Origin of the sequence: Hymenobacter defluvii (assembly GCF_017589435.1) — a bacterium.
Lineage (GTDB): Bacteria > Bacteroidota > Bacteroidia > Cytophagales > Hymenobacteraceae > Hymenobacter > Hymenobacter profundi.
In genome coordinates this window covers 1-20,986 of record NZ_JAGETX010000019.1, presented here as the reverse complement: position 1 = coordinate 20,986, position 20,986 = coordinate 1, and the positions used below count along the sequence as shown (strand labels likewise).

Genomic DNA, 20,986 nt, shown 5'->3' with positions numbered 1-20,986 from the left:
CGCTTGTCGTTCTTGTGTGAGAAGTTCCTTCGTTGGGCTCAGGAAGACAGTTTACTTCGGATAAGTGTTTGAATACAAAAAAACCAGTGCCTTCTACAAGACACTGGTTTTCTGCATTTACAAATATACTGATACGCTACACGGGCGTTACAGCGCCACCACTAGGAATATCGGCGGAGCGTGGACCGTTGTCGGTCTTGTCGTCGATGCCGGGTAGGTTCATGTCGGGCAGGTCGTCGCCGAGGGCTATGGGGTGTTCGTCTTTCAGCTCACTTAGCGTTTCGCTGCGGTCGGTGCCGGCCATGTGCGCTTGGTAGCTGGTCTGGGCGCCATAAGGGCGCGGACCAACCAAACGCTCTAGGTCGTCCTGCAACAGCACTTCCTTAGCCAACAGCTCCTGCGCAATGGTTTCCAACTCCGTGTTGCGCTCGGTCAGCAGGTTCTTGGTGCGGGCGTAGGCGGCTTCAATAATGCTGCGTACTTCCTCGTCAATCATCTGCGAGGTAGCTTCCGAGTAGGGTTTCGAGAAACCGTATTCATTCTGCCCCTTCGAGTCGTAGTAGGAAATGTTGCCCAGCTTGGGGTTCATGCCATACATCGTCACGATGGAGTAAGCCATCTTCGTGATGCGCTCCAAGTCGCTGAGCGCGCCGGTCGAAATTTTACCGAAGATCAACTCTTCGGCGGCGCGGCCACCTAGGGCCATACACATTTCGTCGGTCAGCTGCTCAGTATTATACAGGAATTGCTCGCGGGGCAGGTATTGGGCGTAACCCAAAGCTGCTACCCCACGGGGCACAATACTCACCTTCACCAATGGGTCAGCGTGCTCCAGAAACCAACCGGCAACGGCATGGCCGGCCTCGTGGTAGGCCACGATACGCTTCTCATCGGGCGATATAATTTTATTTCTCTTCTCCAAGCCACCAATCACGCGGTCGATGGCGTCGGTGAAGTCCTGCATGCCTACATTCTTCTTGTCGCGGCGGGCGGCAATAAGGGCAGCTTCGTTGCAGACGTTGGCAATTTCAGCACCGGCAAAACCAGGCGTCTGGGCAGCCAGCTTCTTCGCTTCTACGTCGTCATTCAATGTAATCGGCTTCAAGTGCACATTGAAAATCTGCGTGCGGCCGTTAATGTCTGGCTTGTCAATGCTGATCTGACGGTCGAAACGACCGGGACGCAGCAGGGCCGAGTCTAGCGTATCGGGGCGGTTGGTGGCTGCCAGGATAATAACACCTGAGTCAGTACCGAAGCCGTCCATCTCTACCAGCAGCGAGTTAAGCGTGTTTTCGCGCTCGTCGTTGCCGCCGGGTACGTTGCCACGCGAGCGGCTACGGCCAATGGCGTCAATCTCGTCGATGAAGATGATACAGGGCGCTTTGGCTTTGGCTTGCTTGAATAGGTCGCGCACACGGGCAGCGCCTACCCCTACAAACATCTCCACAAAGTCGGAACCTGACAGGGAGAAGAAAGGCACGTCGGCTTCGCCAGCTACAGCTTTAGCCAGCAGGGTTTTACCCGTACCGGGAGGACCTACTAGCAGCGCGCCTTTCGGAATCTTACCACCAAGCACTGTGAACTTGGAAGGGTTGCGCAGAAATTCTACGATTTCCTCTACTTCTTCCTTGGCTTCCTCTAGGCCAGCCACGTCTTTAAACGTCACTTTCACCTTGTCGCCGCCTTCAAACAGGGCTGCGCGCGATTTACCAATGTTGAAAATCTGACCACCGGGACCACCAGCTCCGCTCATGCGGCGCATCAGGAACCAGAAACCCACGAAAAGCAGAATCAAAACACCCCAAGTGCTGATGTACTGGCCATAGCCCTGATCGGTCTCAATGTCCAGTCCGATTTTTTTCTGACCGGCCGGCAAGTCAGCCTGTAGCTTGTCCAAATCGTCTTTAAACGACTTGCCGTCCACTACCGGAAAGTAGTACTGCGGCGCATTGGCACTGGAGGCACCCAGTCCCGGCCGACTACGCGAATCGCGGTTGGCCACGTTCTTCTGGGCAGCCTCGCGCGTTAGCGTCACCTGCACCAGCTTGTCGTTGAGCAGGGTAATTTTACTTACTTCGCCAGCTGCCAACAGCTGCTCGAAGCGTTGTTGATTGATTTTGGTAGCGGAATTGGTGCCGGTGAAGTAGACCACCCCAAGGATGAACACCACCAGCCCCAGCAACACCCACAACTGCATTCCCGGCCGCGGCGCGGGGGAAGGAAGCGTAGGTTTTTTCTTTTTGGGCGTTGGATCAGGCATGAACTAGAAATGCTAAAGCGAAAAACATAGGCGGAACACGCCGCCAGCGCTAAATGTTCGGGGTAGCAGCACGTAACTTACTGAGCGGCGGCTTCTTCCTCCACGTAGGTAATTTCGGCGTCGCCCCACAACTCTTCCAGCGCGTAGAACTGGCGCCGGTCGCGCAGGAAAATGTGTACTACTACGTCTACGTAATCCAGCAGCACCCACTCACGGTTGGTGCGACCTTCCATTTGCCAGGGCTGCTGGCCAGTTACTTTCTCTACTTCCTCTTCTACGGAACGCGCCAGCGCGTCTAGTTGCGTGTCAGACGAAGCGGAGCAAATCACGAAATAATCAGCTACGGCATTCTTCAACTCTTGCAGGTTGAGCACGACGATGTCGACGCCTTTCTTGTCCTGCATGCCGCGCACTACAATATCTGCCAATATGTCCGAATCCTGCCGAACCGGGGTACTTTTCATCAAGGTATTATTAGGTTTGAACGTCACAACATACGAATAAAGACGTGGAGGAACTTGCCCCCCAAACGCTTTTCACGGGTCAACAGCTGCTTTGGCTGCCCGAATGCGCATCCACAAACACGGAAGCCCATAATCTTGTAGTCAAAAACAGCGCCACCGACGGCTGTACTATCATTACCGACAATCAGACCGCTGGCCGGGGACAACGCGGCAACCGCTGGGAGGCGGCGGCCGGCGAAAACCTGACGCTTTCGGTGGTCTGGCGCCCCACGTTTCTGGCCGCTACCGATCAGTTTCAGCTGAGCCGGGCCGTAGCCCTTGCCGTGCACGACTGGGCTGGTACCCTACTCGGGCCAGACCCAGCCCTACGCCTCAAGTGGCCGAACGATCTGTATTTCGGTACGCAAAAGCTGGGGGGGATACTGATTGAGAACACGCTCAGCGGCGCAAAGATTCAGCATAGTATTATAGGAATTGGCTTAAATATCAATCAACAGCATTTTGCAGTGCCTACTGCTACCTCAATGGCCTTGCTTACGGGTAGGCCACACGCGCGGCCCGCGCTAGCTGCCCGGCTCTTGGAAAGCTTGGAAGCACGCTACCTGCAACTACGCGCCGGGCACGTAGCACAACAACAGCAGGACTACCTGCATGTGCTGTATCGCTACCAGCAACCAGCCTTATATGAGGTGGCAGGACAAGCAGTAAGCGGCCGGATTGAAGGAGTCGACCCTACCGGTCGCCTATTGGTTCGCATCGACCACGAGCTGCGAGCGTTTGGGTTACAGGAAATTGTCTATCGATAAAGTACTGTGTGCTTCTGATAGAGTAATTGACGTGGTAGGGTAGAAAATACTTTATTCTATTCCAAAAATTGTGAAGCACTACCGCACATTTGCGGTGTTTATATCTGAATTGTCGATTATTTTAGGGAGTTCATCTAAAATTTAGATTTTATCTGTCATAATGCGCAACCTTTCGGCTACAATTAGCATCTAAGACAGTAACAAGCCTACTGAATAAGGCGTAACGCTGGTCTGGCGTGCTTGTTGTATTACTCATTTCAGTAAAATCCATCTTTTTCATTTCAACCGACAATTCCTACCCGTCGGTTTCAACCCTGCCCGATGCCATGAACACTTTTACACGACTTTTTTTGGTTGGCTTGTTTATGAGCGTGCGGCTAACGCTGCTAGCGATGCCCGTTACCGCGCAGTCGTCGGTGACGCCGCCTGCTGCCACTACTAGCGCCAACGAAAGCGCCCGTTCCCTGACTTCTACCCTTAGCCTCTACCCCAACCCGGCTCGCGGCATGGTGATGGTTTCCATCACGCAAAAAGCTGGTCAGGAATATAAGTTACGTCTGAGCAACATTCTAGGCCGTGAGGTACGCACAGTTGCGTTGCAGCCTGCGCCCGGCGAGATTTCAATGCCCGTAAACCTGTCGGACCTACCCGCCGGCATGTATTTTTACAGCTTGCTGATGAACGAGAAAGTAGTGAGCACCAAACGATTAGTCCTTCAAAACTAAGTTGCTATCCTTTCTTCTACATATTTAAAAAGCAGTCGGCACCCCGACTGCTTTTTTTATGCCCTACACATTCTAAGGCTCTCTCCGAACGTTAGCCAACACACGGCCCGATTTATTGTCTATTTTTGGCGCTTCGCTACGCTGACTCCTTTAGCTTAACCTTTTTAGTGCTGTGGCGGATGGGGGGTCACCTCCATCTTACTTTTACTTCTGTATGCGTTCGTATTCTCGATTGAATAATGTAGCCGGCTGGGTGGTGTTTGGCCTCTCGCTGCTGGTGTACCTGCTCACCTTAGAGCCCACGGCCTCGTTCTGGGACTGCGGCGAGTTCATCGCCTGCTCCTACAAGCTGCTCGTGCCCCACCCCCCCGGCGCCCCTACCTTCCTGCTGTTGGGCCGCCTCGTCTCGCTGCTCAGCTTCGGCGACGTGACCAAAGTAGCGGTGCTCGTCAACGGCCTCTCGGCCTTGAGCAGCGCCTTCACCATCCTGTTTCTGTTCTGGTCCATCACGCTGCTGGCCAAAAAGCTCGTGCTGCGCCGCCCCGGCCTGCACGACGACCGCGGCCTGGAGCCTACCCTGGGCCAGACGCTGCTCATCCTGGGCGCCGGGGCCGTGGGCGCCCTCTCGTTTGCCTTCTCCGACTCGTTCTGGTTCAACGCCGAGGAAGCCGAGGTCTATGCCATGTCGGCGCTGGGCACGGCCACGGTGGTGTGGCTGATGCTCAAGTGGGAAAACCGCGCCGACGAGGCCGATAGTGACAAGTGGCTGGTGCTGCTGGCCTATGTCATCGGCCTGAGCATCGGCGTGCACCTGCTGAACCTGCTGGCCATCCCCGCCCTGGGCTTTCTCTACTACTTCCGCCGCCAGCCAACCCCCACCTGGACTGGGGGCATCGCCACGCTGGTTATCAGCTTTGTGCTGGTGGGCGCCATTCTGGTGGGCATCATTCCGGGCCTGCCCACGCTGGCGGGCAACTTCGAGGTATTCTTCATCAACACCCTGGGGCTGCCCTTCAACTCGGGCATCGTGCTGTTTATGCTGCTGCTGGTGGGGCTGATCTGGGTAGGCTTTCGCCAGAGCTTCGTGCGCCGCAGTCAGCTGCTGAACACGTTCATGCTCTGCTTCGTGTTCATTCTGATCGGCTACAGCTCCTACCTGATCGTGCCGATTCGCAGCTCCTACCACCCCACCATCAACGAAAACGACCCCGAGGATGTGCTCAGCTTCGTGAGCTACCTAAAGCGCGAGCAGTATGGCGACCGGCCCCTGCTCTACGGTCCACAGTTCAATGCGCAGGCAGTTAGCCAGCAGGATGGCGCCCCGCGCTACGTACGTCAGGGCGATAAGTACGTTGTGGCCGAGCACCGGCAGGAACTGATTTACCGCGACGAGGACAAGATGCTGCTGCCGCGCCTCTACAGCAACGACCCGCGCCATATTCAGGAATACCAGAAGTGGGTGGATCTACGCGAAGGCGTGAAGCCCACGATGGGCCAGAACTTGTCGTTCTTGTTCCGCTACCAGATGGGGCACATGTTCTGGCGCTACTTCCTGTGGAACTACGCCGGCCGCGAGAGCGACGTGCAGCAGGCCGGCACCTTGTGGCCCATCGAAACGAGCCAGGGCCTGCCCGAGCGCGTAGCCGAGAGCAAGGCGCGCAACCAGTTCTTCGCCATTCCGCTCATCTTAGGGTTGCTGGGCCTGTTCTACCAGGCCCGCCGCGACTCGAAGAACGCCTTGATCGTGGGCCTGCTGTTCGTCTTCACGGGCCTGGCTATCGTGGTCTACCTGAACCAGCCGCCCATTGAGCCCCGCGAGCGGGACTACACCTTCACGGGCGCCACTTATGCCTTTGCCATCTGGATCGGGCTGGGCGTGCTGGCCCTGGCCGACTTGCTGGGTAAAGTCATCAAAGCCGACACGGCCCGCGCCGGCGTGGTGACGCTGCTGGGGCTGCTGGCGCCGGGCCTGCTCGTGGCCCAGGGCTGGGACGACCACGACCGCTCGGGCCGCTACAACTCCGTGGACTCGGCCCGGAACCTGCTCAACAGCTGCGCGCCGAACGCCATTTTGTTCACCAACGGCGACAACGACACCTTCCCGCTGTGGTACGCCCAGGAGGTAGAGGGCGTCCGTACCGATGTGCGCGTGGCCGTACTCAGCTACCTGAACACGGACTGGTACATTGCCCAGATGAAGCGCCGCAGCTATCTGAGCCAGCCCCTACCCATCTCGCTGGATAGCTCGCGCTACGCCCAGGGTACCAACGACTACCTGCCGTACGCCGAGAACCCAAGCGTAGGGGAAGTCAACCTGAAAGATTTCATCCAGCTAGTAGGGCAAAACAGTGACTTGCTGAAGGTCAGCTACGGCGAGGGCGGGCCTACCCTACTGTCTTTCCCCTCGCCTACTTTCTACCTACCCGTAGACACGACGGCAGTGCTGCAAAGCGGCATTATCCCCGCCGACCGCCGCAATCAGCTGGTAGGAAAAATGGAATTCACTGTCGGCAAGCGGGCTATCGAAAAGAAAAGTCTGGTGATTCTGGACATGCTCGCTACCAACAACTGGAAGCGGCCTATCTATTTCTCCAGCACCGTAGTGCCGTCGGATATGCTGGGCTTGCAGCCGTATTTTCAGTTAGAGGGCATGGCTTACCGCATCCTACCTCTACGCGACCCTAACTATTCGCCGAAGAGCAATGATGATGGCTACGTAGAGAAAACGCTGATGTACAACAAGCTGATGAACCAGTTTCAGTACCGAGGCCTCGACAACGCTAGTATTTTCTACGACGAAAACAATCTGCGTTTCCCGGCCAACTACCGCGACAAGTTTGTGCGCCTCGCCAATGCCTACCTCGCCAATGGCGATACGGCTACCGCTAAGAAAGTAGTAGACAAATGCTTGGCAGTGATGCCCGATAAGGCGATTCCGTACGACTACTACACGCCGCAACTGGTGCCCGCGCTGGTAGCAGTAGGCGAGCGGCCCAAGGCCAACCAGATTATGGACGTTATGACCAGTCGGGCGGAGCGGAGCGTAGCGTATTACACCACGCACAACAGCGCCCTGTTTGATCAGGAAGTAAGCCAGGCCTTGATCACGCTGCAAAGCATCTACTTCGCGGCCCAGCAGGTAGGTGACCAGCAACGCGCCAGCAAAGCCATGCAAACCCTGGGGCCATATCTGCAAGGCGGCAGGTAGTATGCTGATTGCTTGACCAGTAAAAATGCAGACAGCCGGTTTCTCTTGCAGAAGCCGGCTGTCTGCATTTTTACTGATTGTGCTAATACAGCAGAGGATGCCTTTACCGCCGCTTCTTACGTATCCAGTAGTTTATCGCCGTTCTATAATCTGTTTAGTGTGAAGCTCTTTCTGCTTTGTCTGCTGAGTCTGCTACCAATTTGCACGCAGGCCGTTCTTCCACCGCGCCACGATTTCAGCGGCCAGTACCGCCCCAACTGTCCGCAGGCTGATACCCGACGCGAGGCGGACAGCCTGCGGCTATACGTCCGATTTCCGGGGGGGACGCTGCCTGCTGGTCAGTCGCTGTACGTAGCGGTGTGGGCCAGCTACGATGCCAAACAGCCTCTATGGCGGGACTCGGTGCGGCATTTGGCCCGGCAGCTGCGCCAGCGTCCCAACGGCACTTTGCTAGAAGTAAGCCTACCGGTGGCGCGTTTGCAGGCCAATCAGGTTATCAGCGTGCAGCCAGCTCCTACACCCTCCCCCGATGCCAGCAACGAGGCATGGCTGCTGCTCACTGCCAGTCGTTTAACGCGACCTTATGTACTGGTAGACTCGCTGGGCGACCCACTCCTGAGGCGCTACGTGCGCACAAGCGAAACATTCGGTTTAGCTTATTATGGGTTGGAGCGCCCGTTCAAGATCAAGCAATATGACGCAACATTTGCGGCGGCTCTTCCGCCCATGACCAATCCTGCATCAAAACTAACACAGCCCCGCACGCTCACTATCAGTGACACGGTGAATCTTCGGCCGGGCCAATTGGTACGACTAGCCCGACAAGGCATTTATGCCTTGCAAGGTGAAACACAGGAGCCAGCACTAGGCCTGCTGGCCGAAAATAACGCGTATCCGGAAATTACTACCGCGCCAGAGCTGATCGAGCCGCTTATCTACCTCACTACTTCGGCTGAACGCAAGCAGCTCTACGCGGCCACCGATCCGAAACGGGCCACCGATTTATTCTGGCTGAACATTGCGGGCAATAATCAAAATACGGCTAGGCAGATGATTCGTACCTATTACGGTAGGGTAGCGGAAGCAAACCGCCTTTTTTCAGCGCATAAAGCTGGCTGGATGACTGACCGCGGGATGCTATATCTGGTATTGGGGCCGCCAGATGCCGTGTATCGGGCGGGCACGGAAGAACGTTGGGTGTACCACGCGCCAGCAATTGCCAGCGGCACATATGTGTTCCGCGCCAAACCCAGTACCTTTGCTCCCGACAACTATGATTTGGTGCGCCGCCCTGAGTATGAAATGCTTTGGTACGCCGCCGTGGACCAATGGAGAAAAGGACTGACCGCCCAAGCCGCCCGGTAACCGAGCGCCGCACCTTCTACGACGAAAATAACCGTCCTGTACCCCGCCGCGACAACCGCGACGAACGCCCCCGTGAGCCCCGCGCCGATGGCGATAAGCCTCGCTACCCTCACCGTCCGGCTGCCGACCGTAGCATTGAGATGCTGTTTGGCTTGCGTCCTATTTTGGAGGCGCTAAACGCCGGTCGCACGCTGGAGAAAATCTTCTTGCTGCGCACCACCAAAAACAGCATCACGCAGGATATTTCGGCTTTGGCTAAGGCCGCAAATATTCCGGTGGCCATGGTGCCGCTGGAAAAGCTCGACGGCCTGACGCGCAAAAATCACCAGGGCGCCGTGGCCTTTGTTTCGCCTATTGACTATGCCCCGCTGGATAATATTGTGGCGCGGCTGTTTGAGGAAGGCAAAACCCCGCTGCTACTGATTCTAGACCGCATTACCGATGTGCGCAACTTCGGCTCCATCGCTCGCAATGCCGAGTGTATGGGTGCCCACGCCATTGTAGTGCCCAGCCGCGGCGCTGCCCAGATCAACGGCGATGCGCTCAAAACCTCGGCCGGTGCCCTCAACCTGATTCCGGTGTGCCGCGAGCCAAACCTAAAGGACACCATCCGTTTCCTTCACGATTCGGGCATTCAGGTAGTAGGCTGCACCGAAAAGGCTGAAGACAGCCTGGAAACAGGCGCCGTAGACCTCACCGGCCCCGTAGCCATTCTGATGGGTAGCGAAGAAGACGGCATCTCTCCTGAGTACCTCCGTCTTGCCGACCACACCCTGCGCATTCCTATGGCCGGGCAAATCAGTTCTCTTAATGTGTCCGTCGCCAGCGGTATTATGCTGTTTGAAGTGCTGCGGCAACGGTTGGCAGTTAAAAGTTAGAAACTAAGAATTAAAAAGCGTCTGTCATCCTGAGCAGAGCGAAGGACCTTCTCACATTTAAACGAGTCGTTATTACGACGGTCGTTCTAGCGTGAGAAGGTCCTTTACTCTACTCAGGATGACAGACGCTTTTTAATTCTTAATTCTTAACTCTTAATTTTTAATTAATTATACCCTGCACCCTTCTTCGACTTCACATCAGCTACGAAGTCTTTAACGCGCTGTTCCTCGGTGCGCTTGCAGATAAGTAGCACGTTGTCATACTCAGCTACAATGTAGCCATCAAGGCCCTGCACCACTACCAGGCGCTCAGACGGGGTTTTGATAACGCACTCCTGGGTGTCATAGAGAATCACGTCGCCGTCGATAACGTTGTTGCGCTCATCGCGCTTGCCGATGCGGTGCAGCGAATCCCAGGTACCCAGGTCGCTCCAGCCAAAGTCGGCGGGTAGGACGTACACGTTGTCTGCTTTTTCCATCACGCCGTAGTCGATGCTGATGTTGCGGCAACGGGAATACGCCTCCGAGATGAAGTCATTTTCCTGAGTCGTACCTAGTTGGGTAGCGCCCTCGTCAAACACTTCTGAAATATCGCTCAGATATTGACGGAAAGCGTGTAGAATCACATCGGCCCGCCATACAAACAGGCCGGAATTCCAAAGGAAGTCGCCGCTGCTTACGAACATCTGAGCCAACTCCAGATTCGGCTTCTCCGTGAAGGTTTTCACTTTGAACAAGCCGCCAGGTAGAGAATTATCGGCATCATCCATATACTGAATATAGCCGTATCCCGTGTCGGGGCGCGAGGGCTGGATACCCAGCGTAATCAGGACGTCGTTGGAGCGGGCCGCGTCGACAGCTTGGCGGATAACGCGCCGAAACTCCTCCTCATTCACCACGGCATGGTCGGCCGGCGATACGATAATCGTTGCTTGGGGGTCGCGCTGGGCAATGCGGTAGCTGGCGTAGGCAATGCACGGGGCCGTATTCCGGCCAATTGGCTCGCCAAGGATCTGGTCGGAAGGCAACTGAGGCAAATGCTCCTGCACCAAGTCGTGATAGTCCCGGTTGGTTACCACAAACACGTTTTCAATTGGGCATATTTCAGCGAAACGGTCGATGGTCAGTTGCAGCATGGAGCGCCCGATGCCCATCACATCATGAAATTGCTTGGGATGGTGCGTGCGGCTAAATGGCCAAAACCGGCTGCCAATGCCGCCGGCCATTACAACGAGGTAAGTATTCTGCGCCATATAATCTGATGCGGAGTGTCGTAGATAAGAAAAGTTCAAACGTAGAGGTGCAAATATCCTATTTTATTTATCAAGTACTACACAATACCAAATTAATTATACTTTAATAATGATAGAGCACAAAACATAGTTATACCAAACCCTCCCGCAGTAAATCGTGCAAATGGATAAATCCGCTGAACTGCTCTCTATTCAGGACTACCAGTTGCGTGATATTACGTTGTTGCATACGGTTGAGTGCTTCCACTGCAAAGTCCTCTACATCCACGGTTACCGGGTTGAGCGTCATAATATCCCGGGCACGAATAGCATCCAGATCATCAAAGTTGGTTAGCATCCGGCGCAAATCGCCGTCAGTGATAATACCTTGCAACTCGTCGGTAGCGGGGTGTAGTACGGCGGTTGCGCCCAAACGTTTGCCTGAAATTTCCAGAATAATTTCCTTGAGCGGCGCTTCTGTGCTCACGCGTGGCTTGGCGTTTTGCACGGAAATGTCGCCTACCTTCAGATACAACTTCTTGCCTAGCGTCCCCCCAGGGTGTAAGGTGGCAAAGTCTTGAGAGGTGAATTGCCTACCATCCAGCAGACACATGGCCAGCGCATCGCCAACGGCAAGCGCTACGGTAGTACTGGTGGTAGGTGCTAGGTTCAGCGGGCAGGCCTCGCGCTCTATGGGCGCGTGCAACACATAATCGGCCTGCTGGGCTAGGTAGGAGTCGGCATTGCTTACTAGTGCCACCAATGGCACGCCCCGGCGCTTGAGTAGCGGCACCAGCACTTTTATCTCAGGTGTGTCGCCGCTTTTGCTGATGGCCACCACAAAATCCTGCGGCTGGATCATGCCTAGGTCGCCGTGAATGGCATCGGCGGCGTGCATGAATAAGGCAGGAGTACCCGTCGAATTTAGGGTAGCCACTATTTTGCTGGCAATGTGGGCACTCTTGCCAATACCCGTTACTACTACTCTACCGGGCGAGACGAGTATAGCGGCTACGCATTGTGCAAAATCGGGAGCAGTTGTCAGGCTATCGGCTACCCGGCGGATAGCTTCTGCTTCTTGCAACAGCACTTTTTTTGCAACGGAGTTGATATCGTTCTGCGCTTTCAATCTAAATTTGATATTACGTAACGGTTAAGAAGCCGCTGGCAGTAGTTGGAAATACGTTTTCCTTTCGCTTCAGCATCTCCAACCGCTATTGCAAAATTCCTTAGATTGAGAGTTCAACCTAGTGTGAGGTGAGGCTCTCATCTACCATCCCCAAATCGAGAAGTGAGGAAGTCTATGCCAGCCGTTAAACAAATTCCTCTGCCGGAGGCTGATCTGAAAGGCAAGTTAAAGGAAGTTTTTGGGTACGGACAGTTCCGTGGCACCCAGGAAGCGGTTATCCAGAATGTCATTGAGGGTAAGAATACCTTTGTGATTATGCCTACAGGCGCGGGCAAAAGCCTGTGCTATCAGCTCCCCGCGCTGGTGTTACCGGGCACGGCTATTGTTATTTCGCCGCTTATCGCCCTGATGAAAAATCAGGTGGATCAGCTGAACGCGTTTGGCGTAAATGCAGCCTTTCTGAACTCGACGCTTTCTAAATCGGAAATGAACCGGGTGAAGAAGGATGTGATTACCGGTGACGTGCGTCTGCTGTACGTGGCGCCTGAGTCGCTGACCAAGGACGAAACTATTGAGTTCCTGAATAAAGCCACTATCTCCTTCGTGGCTATTGACGAGGCGCACTGCATCTCGGAATGGGGCCATGACTTCCGTCCCGAGTACCGCAAGATTCGCGGTATCATTGATAACCTGGGCGCCAATGTGCCCATTATTGCCCTCACGGCCACGGCCACGCCCAAGGTGCAGCTGGACATCCAGAAGAACCTGCAAATGGACGATGCTTCGGTGTTCAAAACCTCGTTCAACCGCACTAATCTCTATTACGAGGTGCGGCCCAAGCACAACACCAAAAAGCAGCTGATTCAGTACGTGAAGCAGCACAAGGGCAAAGCCGGCATTGTGTATTGCTTGAGCCGTAAGAAGGTAGAGGAAATTGCGGAGCTGCTGAAAGTGAACGACGTGAAGGCCCTACCCTACCATGCCGGCCTCGACCCACATGTGCGTATGGCCAACCAGGATGCTTTCCTGAACGAAGAAGCCGACGTGATTGTGGCGACCATTGCTTTCGGTATGGGTATCGATAAGCCCGATGTGCGCTTCGTGATTCACTACGACACGCCCAAGAGTATTGAGGGCTACTATCAGGAAACCGGCCGCGGCGGCCGCGACGGCCTGGAGGGCAACTGCCTGATGTTCTACAGCTACGATGATATCGTGAAGCTGGAGAAGTTCAACAAAGACAAGCCCGTAACGGAGCGCGACAATGGCAAGCTGCTACTCCAGGAAATGGCTAACTACGCCGACTCGGCCGTATGCCGCCGCCGACAGTTGCTGCACTACTTCGGCGAGACGTTCGACAAAGACTGCGGCTTCTGCGACAATTGCCGCCACCCCAAAGAACGTTTCGAAGCCAAGGACGAAATGCTGATGGCCTTAAAAGCCGTGGTGCAAACCAACGAGCGGTTTGGCCTAGACCACATCGGTACGGTACTGATGGGCATGAAAAACGCCCACATAGAGAGCTACGGCCACAATAAGCTGCCCGTGTATGGTCAGGGTAAAGACCACGATGCGCAGTTTTGGCACTCCTTGTTGCGGCAAGCGCTGCTTAACGGCTTCTTACAGAAGGACATCGAGAGCTTTGGTGTTGTAAAAATTACAGCCAAAGGACTTGACTTTATCGAAAATCCTTACGCTATTAAGCTCACCAAAGACCACAACTACGAGGAAGAGGTGCAGCAGGAAGAAGAAAAAGAAGGGGAACAGCAGGCCGCCGGTCACGACGAGACGCTGTTTGACATGCTGAAAGCATTGCGGAAGAAGACTGCCCAGCAGAAAAACCTGCCGCCCTACGTGCTATTCCAGGACCCATCGTTGAAGGAGATGGCTACCACCTTCCCAACCAAGATGGACGACTTGGCCCACATTGGCGGGGTAGGCATGGGCAAAGCGCAGAAGTTTGGTGCGCCGTTCCTGGCCCTCATCAAGAAGTATGTAGAGGAAAACGATATTGAAACGGCTGCCGATGTGGTGGTGAAATCGGCCGTTAACAAGTCGAAAATCAAGATTTACATCATTCAGCAAATCGATAAAAAGATGGACCTGGAGGAAATTGCCGCCTCCAAGGGCCTCGATATGCGTGAGCTGATGGAGGAAATTGAGCACATCTGCTACTCCGGCACCAAGCTCAACCTCGACTACTATATTAATAATGTATTGGACGAGGAGCGTCAGGACGAGATTTACGACTACTTCATGCAGTCGAACACCGACAACATTGCCGTCGCACTAAAAGAACTCGGCACCGACGATTACACCGAGGAAGACCTGCGCTTGATGCGGATTAAGTTCTTGAGTGAGGTAGCCAACTAGGCTCACGGATTCTTTCGGATTAGACGGATGGGTCGGATTTTGTAGACGATTTCTGTAAAGACAAAAGGACTTGCCATATTGGCAAGTCCTTTTGTCTTTAAGAGAGTACGGTTGACAATCAGGAAAATCGTCTACAAAATCCGACCCATCCGTCTAATCCGAAAGAATCCGTGATTAGCAGTACTCCTCGAAAGCGCCTTGCAGGTTGTTGGCGATGCGCATCATGTCGTTGCCTTCGATGTGGTAGCGCTCAATCATGTGCACCAGCTCGCCATCTTTGAACAGGGCGATGCAGGGCGACGAGGGAGGGTAGGGTAACAGGTGCTCGCGCACTTTATTCACCGCGTCGGCTTCCATACCGGCAAATACAGTTACCAAACGGTCGGGCTTTTTATCGGCGCTGGCTACGGCTAGCTTCAGAGCAGGGCGGGCTTTGCCAGCGGCGCAACCACATACCGAGTTCACGGCCACCAGCACAGTGCCTTGGTCGGGATTGAGGGCGGCGTCTACTTCTTCGGGGGTCATCAGTTGCTCGAAGCCAGCCTCTACGAGGTCTTGGCGGATAGGAGCTACCATGTATTCAGGATACGTTGCCATTGCGTGAAATGGGCTAAATGAAATAAAATCAACGATTGACTCTCAGCAGAGTACCGCAAAAATACGGAAACTCCGCTATGCAAGAGACATTTGCTGTCACAACCACAAAGAAGACGCCACGGTTTACCAAACCTTGTTTTTCTGCGTAAACAAGAAAAAACTACAGCTCTCCTCCCGTATGAATCGCACGCAATTCACCGCTACCCTCACCCAATCGGAGCCACCAACCGGCCTTACCCCTTTGCTTGAAGCCCTGTGGTATGCCGGGCGCGATGAGTGGCACCGCGCCCACGCCATTGCGCAAGACCACGAGGATGACCCAACATACAACTGGCTCCACGCCTGCCTCCACCGCCAAGAAGGCGACCAGACAAACGCTGCCTATTGGTACCGTCGGGCTGGGCGACCAGTACATACGGGTTCGTTGCGGGCTGAGTGGGAGGAACTGGTACGCACACAACTGCCCCAATAACTGGCCTGGCTTTGCCCGCAAATTTGGTCTAGTAATTTTGTTCTGCCTCGAATAAATTATACTAATAAACGAATCTTCAGGCAGTTAGCGTAACGCTACACAATAGAAGTTATATTTATTCCGCGTTGGTACGGTCCGGCGGAAAAGTATGCGAAAGATAGTTGCGTTCACCTTTACCCTGTTGTGTGCCGGCGCGGCTCATGCACAGGTAGACACTGTACGAGCCACTACCCTCCCACCCGACCAACTGGCGGAGAAGCTCTACAATAGCGGTGTAGCCAAGTACAACCAGAAAAGCTACCGCGCCGCTCTCCTCGATTTTGACAAGGCCCTGGTTGCCAAGCCTGAGTTTGCCAAGGCGTATTACAACCGCGCCACCACGCACTACGAGCTGCAAGAGTATCAGCCCGCCGTGCAGGACTATGACCACGCCATTCAGTTGGAGCCTACCGGCACCTCCTATTTCGGTCGGGCGCAGGCCCGCGAGGCGCTGAAGCTACGCGACGAGGCCGAGCAGGACTATACGAAAGCCACCGAGCTACAAGCCGGCTACGCGCCCGCCTGGTACTACCGGGGCGCATTGCGCTTCGAAAAGGCTGATTACCAGGCCGCCCGCACCGATTTTGACCAAGCCATCAAGGCCGATCCTACCTACGCCTACGCCTACCATGATCGGGGTAGTACTCAGCGCCAGCTCGGAAATTATCCGGCTGCCATTCAGGACTACACCAAAGCTTTAGCGCTTCAGCCTGATTTGCTGCCAGCCTTGCTCAACCGCGCGGCGACCCGCCGCCGCGCTGGCGACTTGAAAAGCGCATTGGTTGATTATAATGAGTATCTGAATAAAAAAACGGATAACGCCGTGGCCTATTCCAACCGGGGTGCTACCCGCTACGAAGCCGGCGACTACCAAGGCGCTGCCGACGACTTCAGCAAGGCCGTGGCGTTGCAGGCCGACTATGCATTTGCCTGGAACAACCGTGCCGCCGCCTACCTCAAGCTGGAAGAGTATAAAAAGGCTGCGGCTGACGCCAACAAGGCCATTTCGCTGAATCCGCAATATGCCGAAGCCTACCTCAACCGTGGCCACGCCCGCGAAATGCTACGCGATGCCAGCGGCGCTTGCCAGGATTGGCGCAAGGCCGCTGAATTAGGCTTGGAAATTGGCAAGACATACGCAGCCAACTCGGGCTGCAACGGTGATTAATAAGTGAACGGCTGATTTTAGTGACGATGCAACAATCTTTACGCTTTCATGCACCTACTTCCGCAAACAGCTGGGGGAAACTGGCGCTGGCTTTTTGTGGCTTTCTATTCACGTTGACTACGCAAGCGCAAAGCGTGGAATTCAGTAAAGACCGTTTCGGAAATGATAGGGAAGGATTGAAGGCCGCCCAACGCGAGTTGAAGGAAGGCGACGAATGGTACGATATGGACCCTTCGCGCTACGAGCTAGCCCTGCCACACTACCTTGCTGCCCAGAAGTTCAACCCTGATAATGCCCAGCTCAACCTAAAAATCGGGGACTGCTACCTGCATTCAGGCTTCAAGCCGAAGGCACTGGCCTATTTGCAGAAGGCGTATAAGCTCAACCCTGATGTGGACCCGACCATTCACTACCTACTTGGGCGGGGCCTGCACCTGAATGCGCGTTGGCCGGAGGCCATTAAAGAATATAAAGCAGCTCAGCCCAATGCCAGTAGCAAGGACAAGGCAGCTTGGGCAGCAGATATTCAGAAGAAAATAAAAGAGTGCGAAAACGGGCAGCAATTCTTACGCAAGCCCGCACGCGTGTTTATTGATAATGCCGGCGCCGGCGTCAACTCCCCTTACCCCGACTACGGTCCGGTGATTTCGGCCGATGAATCGGTTATTCTGTTCACGTCGCGCCGCGCTACCTCTACAGGTGGCCAGAAGGACCCCGAAACAGGTGGTTTCTTCGAAGATATTTACCAAAGCACACGCCTACCCGATGGTCAATGGAGTCAGGCCATGAACCTGAGTGCACCTATTAATACCGATGGTCATGATGCAACCGTGGGACTTGCTCCCGATGGGCAGCGCCTGCTGGTATATGTAGAGGACAATGGTGGTGACCTACACGAAAGCGAGTTGCACGGTACCGAGTGGCGCAAGCCGCAAACGCTGGGCACGCGCATTAACAGCCGTGGGCACGAATCGTCGGCGGCCTACTCGCCCGATGGTCGCACGCTCTATTTCGTAACAGACAAGGAAGGCGGACTAGGTGGGCGCGATATTTACCGCATTCAGCCCGAAGGCCGTGGCCCCGCGCAAAATCTCGGCCCTAATATTAATACGCCCTACGGCGAAGAGGGCGTCTACCTACACCCCGATGGCAAGACCATGTACTTTTCCTCCGAGGGTCATAACTCGATGGGCGGCTACGACATCTTCAAATCGGTATACGAAAAAGGGCAGTGGAGCAAGCCCGAAAATCTGGGCTGGCCGATTAATACGCCCGACGATGACGTGTTTTTCGTAATTTCCGCTTCCGGGCGCCACGGTTACTACTCTTCTTTCCGGGAAGATGGACTAGGCTCCAAAGACATCTATCAAATTACATTTCTCGGCCCAGAAAAGGCACCTGTGCTTAACCAGGAGGACCAGCTGCTGGCTTCGCGGGCTCAGCCGGTAAAGGAAACGCTACTGGCCGCGGCCGTACCCATTGCCACAGCACAGGTTACCATTCTAAAAGGTACCGTAACGGATGATATGACTCACCAGCCTGTTGAGGCTACGATTGAGGTAGTAGATAACGTACTCAATCAGACCATTGCCGCCTTCCGGGCCAATGCGCAGTCGGGCCGCTACCTAGTGTCGTTGCCTTCGGGCGTGAACTACGGTATTGTGGTTCGCCAGGATGGCTACCTGTTCCATTCCGAAAACTTTGATGTGCCAGCTGGTGCTGCTTACGCTGAGGTCGTAAAAGATATTGCTCTCAAAAAGGCAGACCTTGGCGTGAAGGTGGTGCTGAATAATATTTTCTTCGATTTCAACAAAGCCACACTCCGTCCCGAAAGCACTGCGGAGCTGGAGCGTCTGCAAAAGTTGCTGGCCGAAGCCCCCACCCTCCACCTGGAAATATCCGGCCATACTGACAACGTAGGCAAAGCCGATTATAACCAGGACCTGAGCCAGCGTCGCGCCAAAGCCGTGGTAGACTACCTTACTCAACATGGTGTAGCTGCCACCCGCCTCACCGCCGCCGGCTACGGCGATACCCAGCCCGTAGCTCCTAATACAACGGATGCAGGCCGGCAGCTCAACCGGCGCACCGAATTTAAAATAACAGGAAAATAAAAAGGTGGGCCTGCTTAAGCAGGCCCACCTTTTTATTTCTTCAGTTTTCGTTGCGGATCTACATCATGCCATTGGCGCAGAATGTCCAATGTGAGTAGCCACAAGTCTTCGTAGGGAATAACCTCAATCTCTGAGAAGGCCTCGCCGGGCTGCGCTACTTCGCGCAAGCGCTCTAATAAGGATTGCCCTTTTTTAGTACTATTCTTCAAGCTGAAGTCTTCTTTTACCACTAACAACAGCATCCGCAGGAAAAGCTGGCTGCGTAGGGTAGCCGCATCACGCAGGTGACGCTGCTGGTACTTTCGTAGCCCCTCCAGTCGAGCAAGCAGCGCATCAGTTTCATGATTGCGCAGATAGTACAGAAACTGCAGAATTAGGATAGCAATGTTGTATCCCTGCTTATCTCGACTGAAATCAGGTACCGATTGTACAAACCGGGCGAAGTGCATAGCCCGTAAAGGCGAGCTTTCCGGAAAAACAAAGTGCAGATAGGCTTCAAACAAGTCCCAGCGCTGCTGAGCTGCTACTCGCTGTTTGCGGTAGTAAGGGTTTTTGTGTGCAGCAGCCAGCAACTCCCGCGCCTGGGAGTACTTTCCTGCGTGCATGGCCAGCAGGAAGTAGTGCTCCATGAAATAAAACCAGTTGCCCGAAGAATAGTGAATATCAAGCAAAAACTTCTCCGCCAGCTTCAACCCTTTATGCACCTGTCGGCTTCGCAGATGTGCATATACACTCATGAAATTATTAAACCGCTTATCAAAGCGCTTCTGATTGATCTTTCCCCGCTCCCATTGCCGGTTTACTTCGGCTGTATACTTGATGATGTTGTTGTAGTCACCGGTTAATTCGTACTCACTTATTTTACTGAAATACAATGAATTAAATGTATTAAAGCTTTTGGCTTTCTTATATAAACCTTCAAGCTCAGCTATATATCTGGACATTTTCTCTAATAGGACCCGGCGTGTTTGCACATTATGCGCCGATGACATCCTAATATCCCAGTAGATATGTTCTGCGAGTTCTTCTAAATCAGAAATTTCCTGAAGCCTCTTCAACTTCACCGAAATCGAAGCAAAACGCGTAGGCTGACGCCTATCTACATATAGCGTACGTAATGCCCGCGCACTGAGTATACTATATGTTGTAAACTCAGCCTCCACAGCAATACGCAAGCATTTGCGCATCATCTTCTCAGATAGCGTATACTCTCCCTCCAGCTTAAGAATATTTGCTTGGTGAAAAAGCTGAATACATTGCGTTTCGTAATTCCTAGAAACTGGAAAACGCGGATCGTTATGGTCAAGAAAGTATAGATTATTCAGTAATTTTTGCTGAACACGCGATTTGAGTTTACGATAGGAGGCGTAAGTGCTTTCTGTCGCATTACCATATAACTCCTTTATAATTCTTGAAGAGGTTGCTTCTGGTTCTTTTTCTAGCAAATAAACAAGAGCACTCTCCTTACTTCCCTTCCTATCTGCCAAGTTCAATAGAGGTGACATAGATATTTTTCTATCTGTCACAATTTTAACAAGATTATTCAAGTCATCCATTACAAAAACGCATCTTACGATGTATTATATAAGAAAAATAATACAATCAAGCAATATAAAACTAGTCACAATTAAATCAATTATAACCTTTCAAGCTAACTTAACCGTATCTTTTTTTACGAGGTTGTAATCTATATTCTATATATATCAATAATGTCACATTTTTGCGATTGCAAATCACGTCTTATTTAAGAAAAAAATATAAAAATCAATATTTCATATAAATAATGCAAAAAATACTAATAAAATAGCTAGTCCTAATAAGACTATACCCTTCCTTTATCAGGGGTGGAAATCGCTACAACTTTGTGTCGTTCAATTACTTGAGTCACACACAAAACAAAAAATAGCCATGTTCCAGCTCCTCGCTATCGCTCTTTTTCAGGTTGCTTCTTTCACTAGCATGACGTTTCATACTAGTGATAATTCATTGGTTAAATCAGAGAGCAGAATTACTGGCAGCGGTGGCTGGGGCAATAGCGATGTAGCACGCACTGGCAGCGGTGGCTGGGGCAATAGCGACGTAGCACGCACTGGCAGCGGTGGCTGGGGCAATAGCGACGTAGCACGCACTGGCAGCGGTGGCTGGGGCAATAGCGA

Annotated in this window: 15 protein-coding genes; 9 read left to right on the top strand and 6 right to left on the bottom strand. The window is 53.5% G+C overall.

Annotated features, from left to right (window positions below; all coding sequences use genetic code 11):
• Nucleotides 1-136: 136 nt before the first annotated feature.
• A complete protein-coding gene (gene ftsH / locus J4D97_RS19630) occupies nt 137-2,260 on the bottom strand; it encodes an ATP-dependent zinc metalloprotease FtsH (protein ID WP_185281212.1) in 2,124 nt (707 codons plus the stop codon).
• Between the two features lie 77 nt (nt 2,261-2,337).
• Nucleotides 2,338-2,724: a ribosome silencing factor gene (gene rsfS, locus J4D97_RS19625; protein ID WP_185281213.1), complete on the bottom strand. Its 387-nt coding sequence runs from the start codon at nt 2,722-2,724 to the stop codon at nt 2,338-2,340.
• Between the two features lie 44 nt (nt 2,725-2,768).
• Between rsfS and J4D97_RS19620 the strand changes: the two genes are divergently transcribed.
• From J4D97_RS19620 to rlmB, 5 genes are all read left to right on the top strand, one after another.
• Nucleotides 2,769-3,530 carry a biotin--[acetyl-CoA-carboxylase] ligase gene (locus J4D97_RS19620; protein ID WP_208309050.1) on the top strand — a complete coding sequence of 254 codons (762 nt, stop codon included), beginning with the start codon at nt 2,769-2,771 and terminating at the stop codon, nt 3,528-3,530.
• Nucleotides 3,531-3,856: 326 nt separating this feature from the next.
• On the top strand, nt 3,857-4,255 hold the full coding sequence (locus J4D97_RS19615) for a T9SS type A sorting domain-containing protein (protein WP_185281215.1): 399 nt from the start codon (nt 3,857-3,859) through the stop codon (nt 4,253-4,255).
• 214 nt (nt 4,256-4,469) lie between these two features.
• The gene (locus J4D97_RS19610) at nt 4,470-7,463 is read left to right on the top strand and encodes a glycosyltransferase family 117 protein (RefSeq protein WP_208309049.1); all 2,994 of its coding nucleotides are present in this window, start codon (nt 4,470-4,472) and stop codon (nt 7,461-7,463) included.
• Nucleotides 7,464-7,622: 159 nt separating this feature from the next.
• Nucleotides 7,623-8,828, top strand: a complete 1,206-nt coding sequence (locus J4D97_RS23920; protein ID WP_208309048.1) for a GWxTD domain-containing protein — start codon at nt 7,623-7,625, stop codon at nt 8,826-8,828.
• Nucleotides 8,792-9,706 carry a 23S rRNA (guanosine(2251)-2'-O)-methyltransferase RlmB gene (gene rlmB, locus J4D97_RS19600; protein WP_208309047.1) on the top strand — a complete coding sequence of 305 codons (915 nt, stop codon included), beginning with the start codon at nt 8,792-8,794 and terminating at the stop codon, nt 9,704-9,706. Before J4D97_RS23920 ends, rlmB begins: the two co-directional genes overlap by 37 nt.
• Before the next feature lie 164 nt (nt 9,707-9,870).
• Here the strand turns inward: rlmB and J4D97_RS19595 are convergent, their stop codons facing one another.
• Entirely contained in the window at nt 9,871-10,959 is a 1,089-nt protein-coding gene (locus J4D97_RS19595) for a mannose-1-phosphate guanylyltransferase (RefSeq protein WP_208309046.1), read from the bottom strand.
• Nucleotides 10,960-11,089: 130 nt separating this feature from the next.
• Nucleotides 11,090-12,067, bottom strand: a complete 978-nt coding sequence (locus J4D97_RS19590; RefSeq protein WP_185281220.1) for a KpsF/GutQ family sugar-phosphate isomerase — start codon at nt 12,065-12,067, stop codon at nt 11,090-11,092.
• Between the two features lie 174 nt (nt 12,068-12,241).
• Here J4D97_RS19590 and recQ point away from each other — a divergent pair, with 174 nt between their 5' ends.
• Nucleotides 12,242-14,440 (top strand): DNA helicase RecQ, encoded by a 2,199-nt coding sequence (gene recQ / locus J4D97_RS19585; protein ID WP_208309045.1) that lies wholly within the window; start codon nt 12,242-12,244, stop codon nt 14,438-14,440.
• A 174-nt stretch (nt 14,441-14,614) separates the two neighbouring features.
• Here recQ and J4D97_RS19580 read toward each other — a convergent pair whose 3' ends face one another.
• The gene (locus J4D97_RS19580) at nt 14,615-15,037 is read right to left on the bottom strand and encodes a BrxA/BrxB family bacilliredoxin (protein WP_187318832.1); all 423 of its coding nucleotides are present in this window, start codon (nt 15,035-15,037) and stop codon (nt 14,615-14,617) included.
• A gap of 178 nt (nt 15,038-15,215) precedes the next feature.
• Between J4D97_RS19580 and J4D97_RS19575 the strand changes: the two genes are divergently transcribed.
• The 3 genes from J4D97_RS19575 to J4D97_RS19565 all read left to right on the top strand — a co-directional run bounded on the left by J4D97_RS19575 (nt 15,216) and on the right by J4D97_RS19565 (nt 18,830).
• Complete coding sequence (locus J4D97_RS19575) at nt 15,216-15,509, top strand: hypothetical protein (protein ID WP_187318831.1); 294 nt, start codon at nt 15,216-15,218, stop codon at nt 15,507-15,509.
• A gap of 148 nt (nt 15,510-15,657) precedes the next feature.
• A complete protein-coding gene (locus J4D97_RS19570) occupies nt 15,658-16,716 on the top strand; it encodes a tetratricopeptide repeat protein (protein WP_208309044.1) in 1,059 nt (352 codons plus the stop codon).
• Between the two features lie 113 nt (nt 16,717-16,829).
• Nucleotides 16,830-18,830 carry an OmpA family protein gene (locus J4D97_RS19565; RefSeq protein ID WP_208309043.1) on the top strand — a complete coding sequence of 667 codons (2,001 nt, stop codon included), beginning with the start codon at nt 16,830-16,832 and terminating at the stop codon, nt 18,828-18,830.
• Between the two features lie 32 nt (nt 18,831-18,862).
• On the opposite strand, the gene J4D97_RS19560 is transcribed toward J4D97_RS19565, so the two are convergent.
• On the bottom strand, nt 18,863-20,386 hold the full coding sequence (locus tag J4D97_RS19560) for a hypothetical protein (protein ID WP_208309042.1): 1,524 nt from the start codon (nt 20,384-20,386) through the stop codon (nt 18,863-18,865).
• Between the last annotated feature and the right edge of the window lie 600 nt (nt 20,387-20,986).

Coding starts and splice junctions, on each gene's coding strand:
- J4D97_RS19610 (WP_208309049.1), top strand. CDS start 4,470: ATGCGTTCGTATTCTCGATTGAATAATGTAGCCGGCTGGGTGGTGTTT.
- J4D97_RS19595 (WP_208309046.1), bottom strand. CDS start 10,959: ATGGCGCAGAATACTTACCTCGTTGTAATGGCCGGCGGCATTGGCAGC.
- rsfS (WP_185281213.1), bottom strand. CDS start 2,724: ATGAAAAGTACCCCGGTTCGGCAGGATTCGGACATATTGGCAGATATT.
- J4D97_RS19570 (WP_208309044.1), top strand. CDS start 15,658: ATGCGAAAGATAGTTGCGTTCACCTTTACCCTGTTGTGTGCCGGCGCG.
- J4D97_RS19575 (WP_187318831.1), top strand. CDS start 15,216: ATGAATCGCACGCAATTCACCGCTACCCTCACCCAATCGGAGCCACCA.
- J4D97_RS19615 (WP_185281215.1), top strand. CDS start 3,857: ATGAACACTTTTACACGACTTTTTTTGGTTGGCTTGTTTATGAGCGTG.
- recQ (WP_208309045.1), top strand. CDS start 12,242: ATGCCAGCCGTTAAACAAATTCCTCTGCCGGAGGCTGATCTGAAAGGC.
- ftsH (WP_185281212.1), bottom strand. CDS start 2,260: ATGCCTGATCCAACGCCCAAAAAGAAAAAACCTACGCTTCCTTCCCCC.
- J4D97_RS19560 (WP_208309042.1), bottom strand. CDS start 20,386: ATGGATGACTTGAATAATCTTGTTAAAATTGTGACAGATAGAAAAATA.
- J4D97_RS19580 (WP_187318832.1), bottom strand. CDS start 15,037: ATGGCAACGTATCCTGAATACATGGTAGCTCCTATCCGCCAAGACCTC.
- rlmB (WP_208309047.1), top strand. CDS start 8,792: ATGGAGAAAAGGACTGACCGCCCAAGCCGCCCGGTAACCGAGCGCCGC.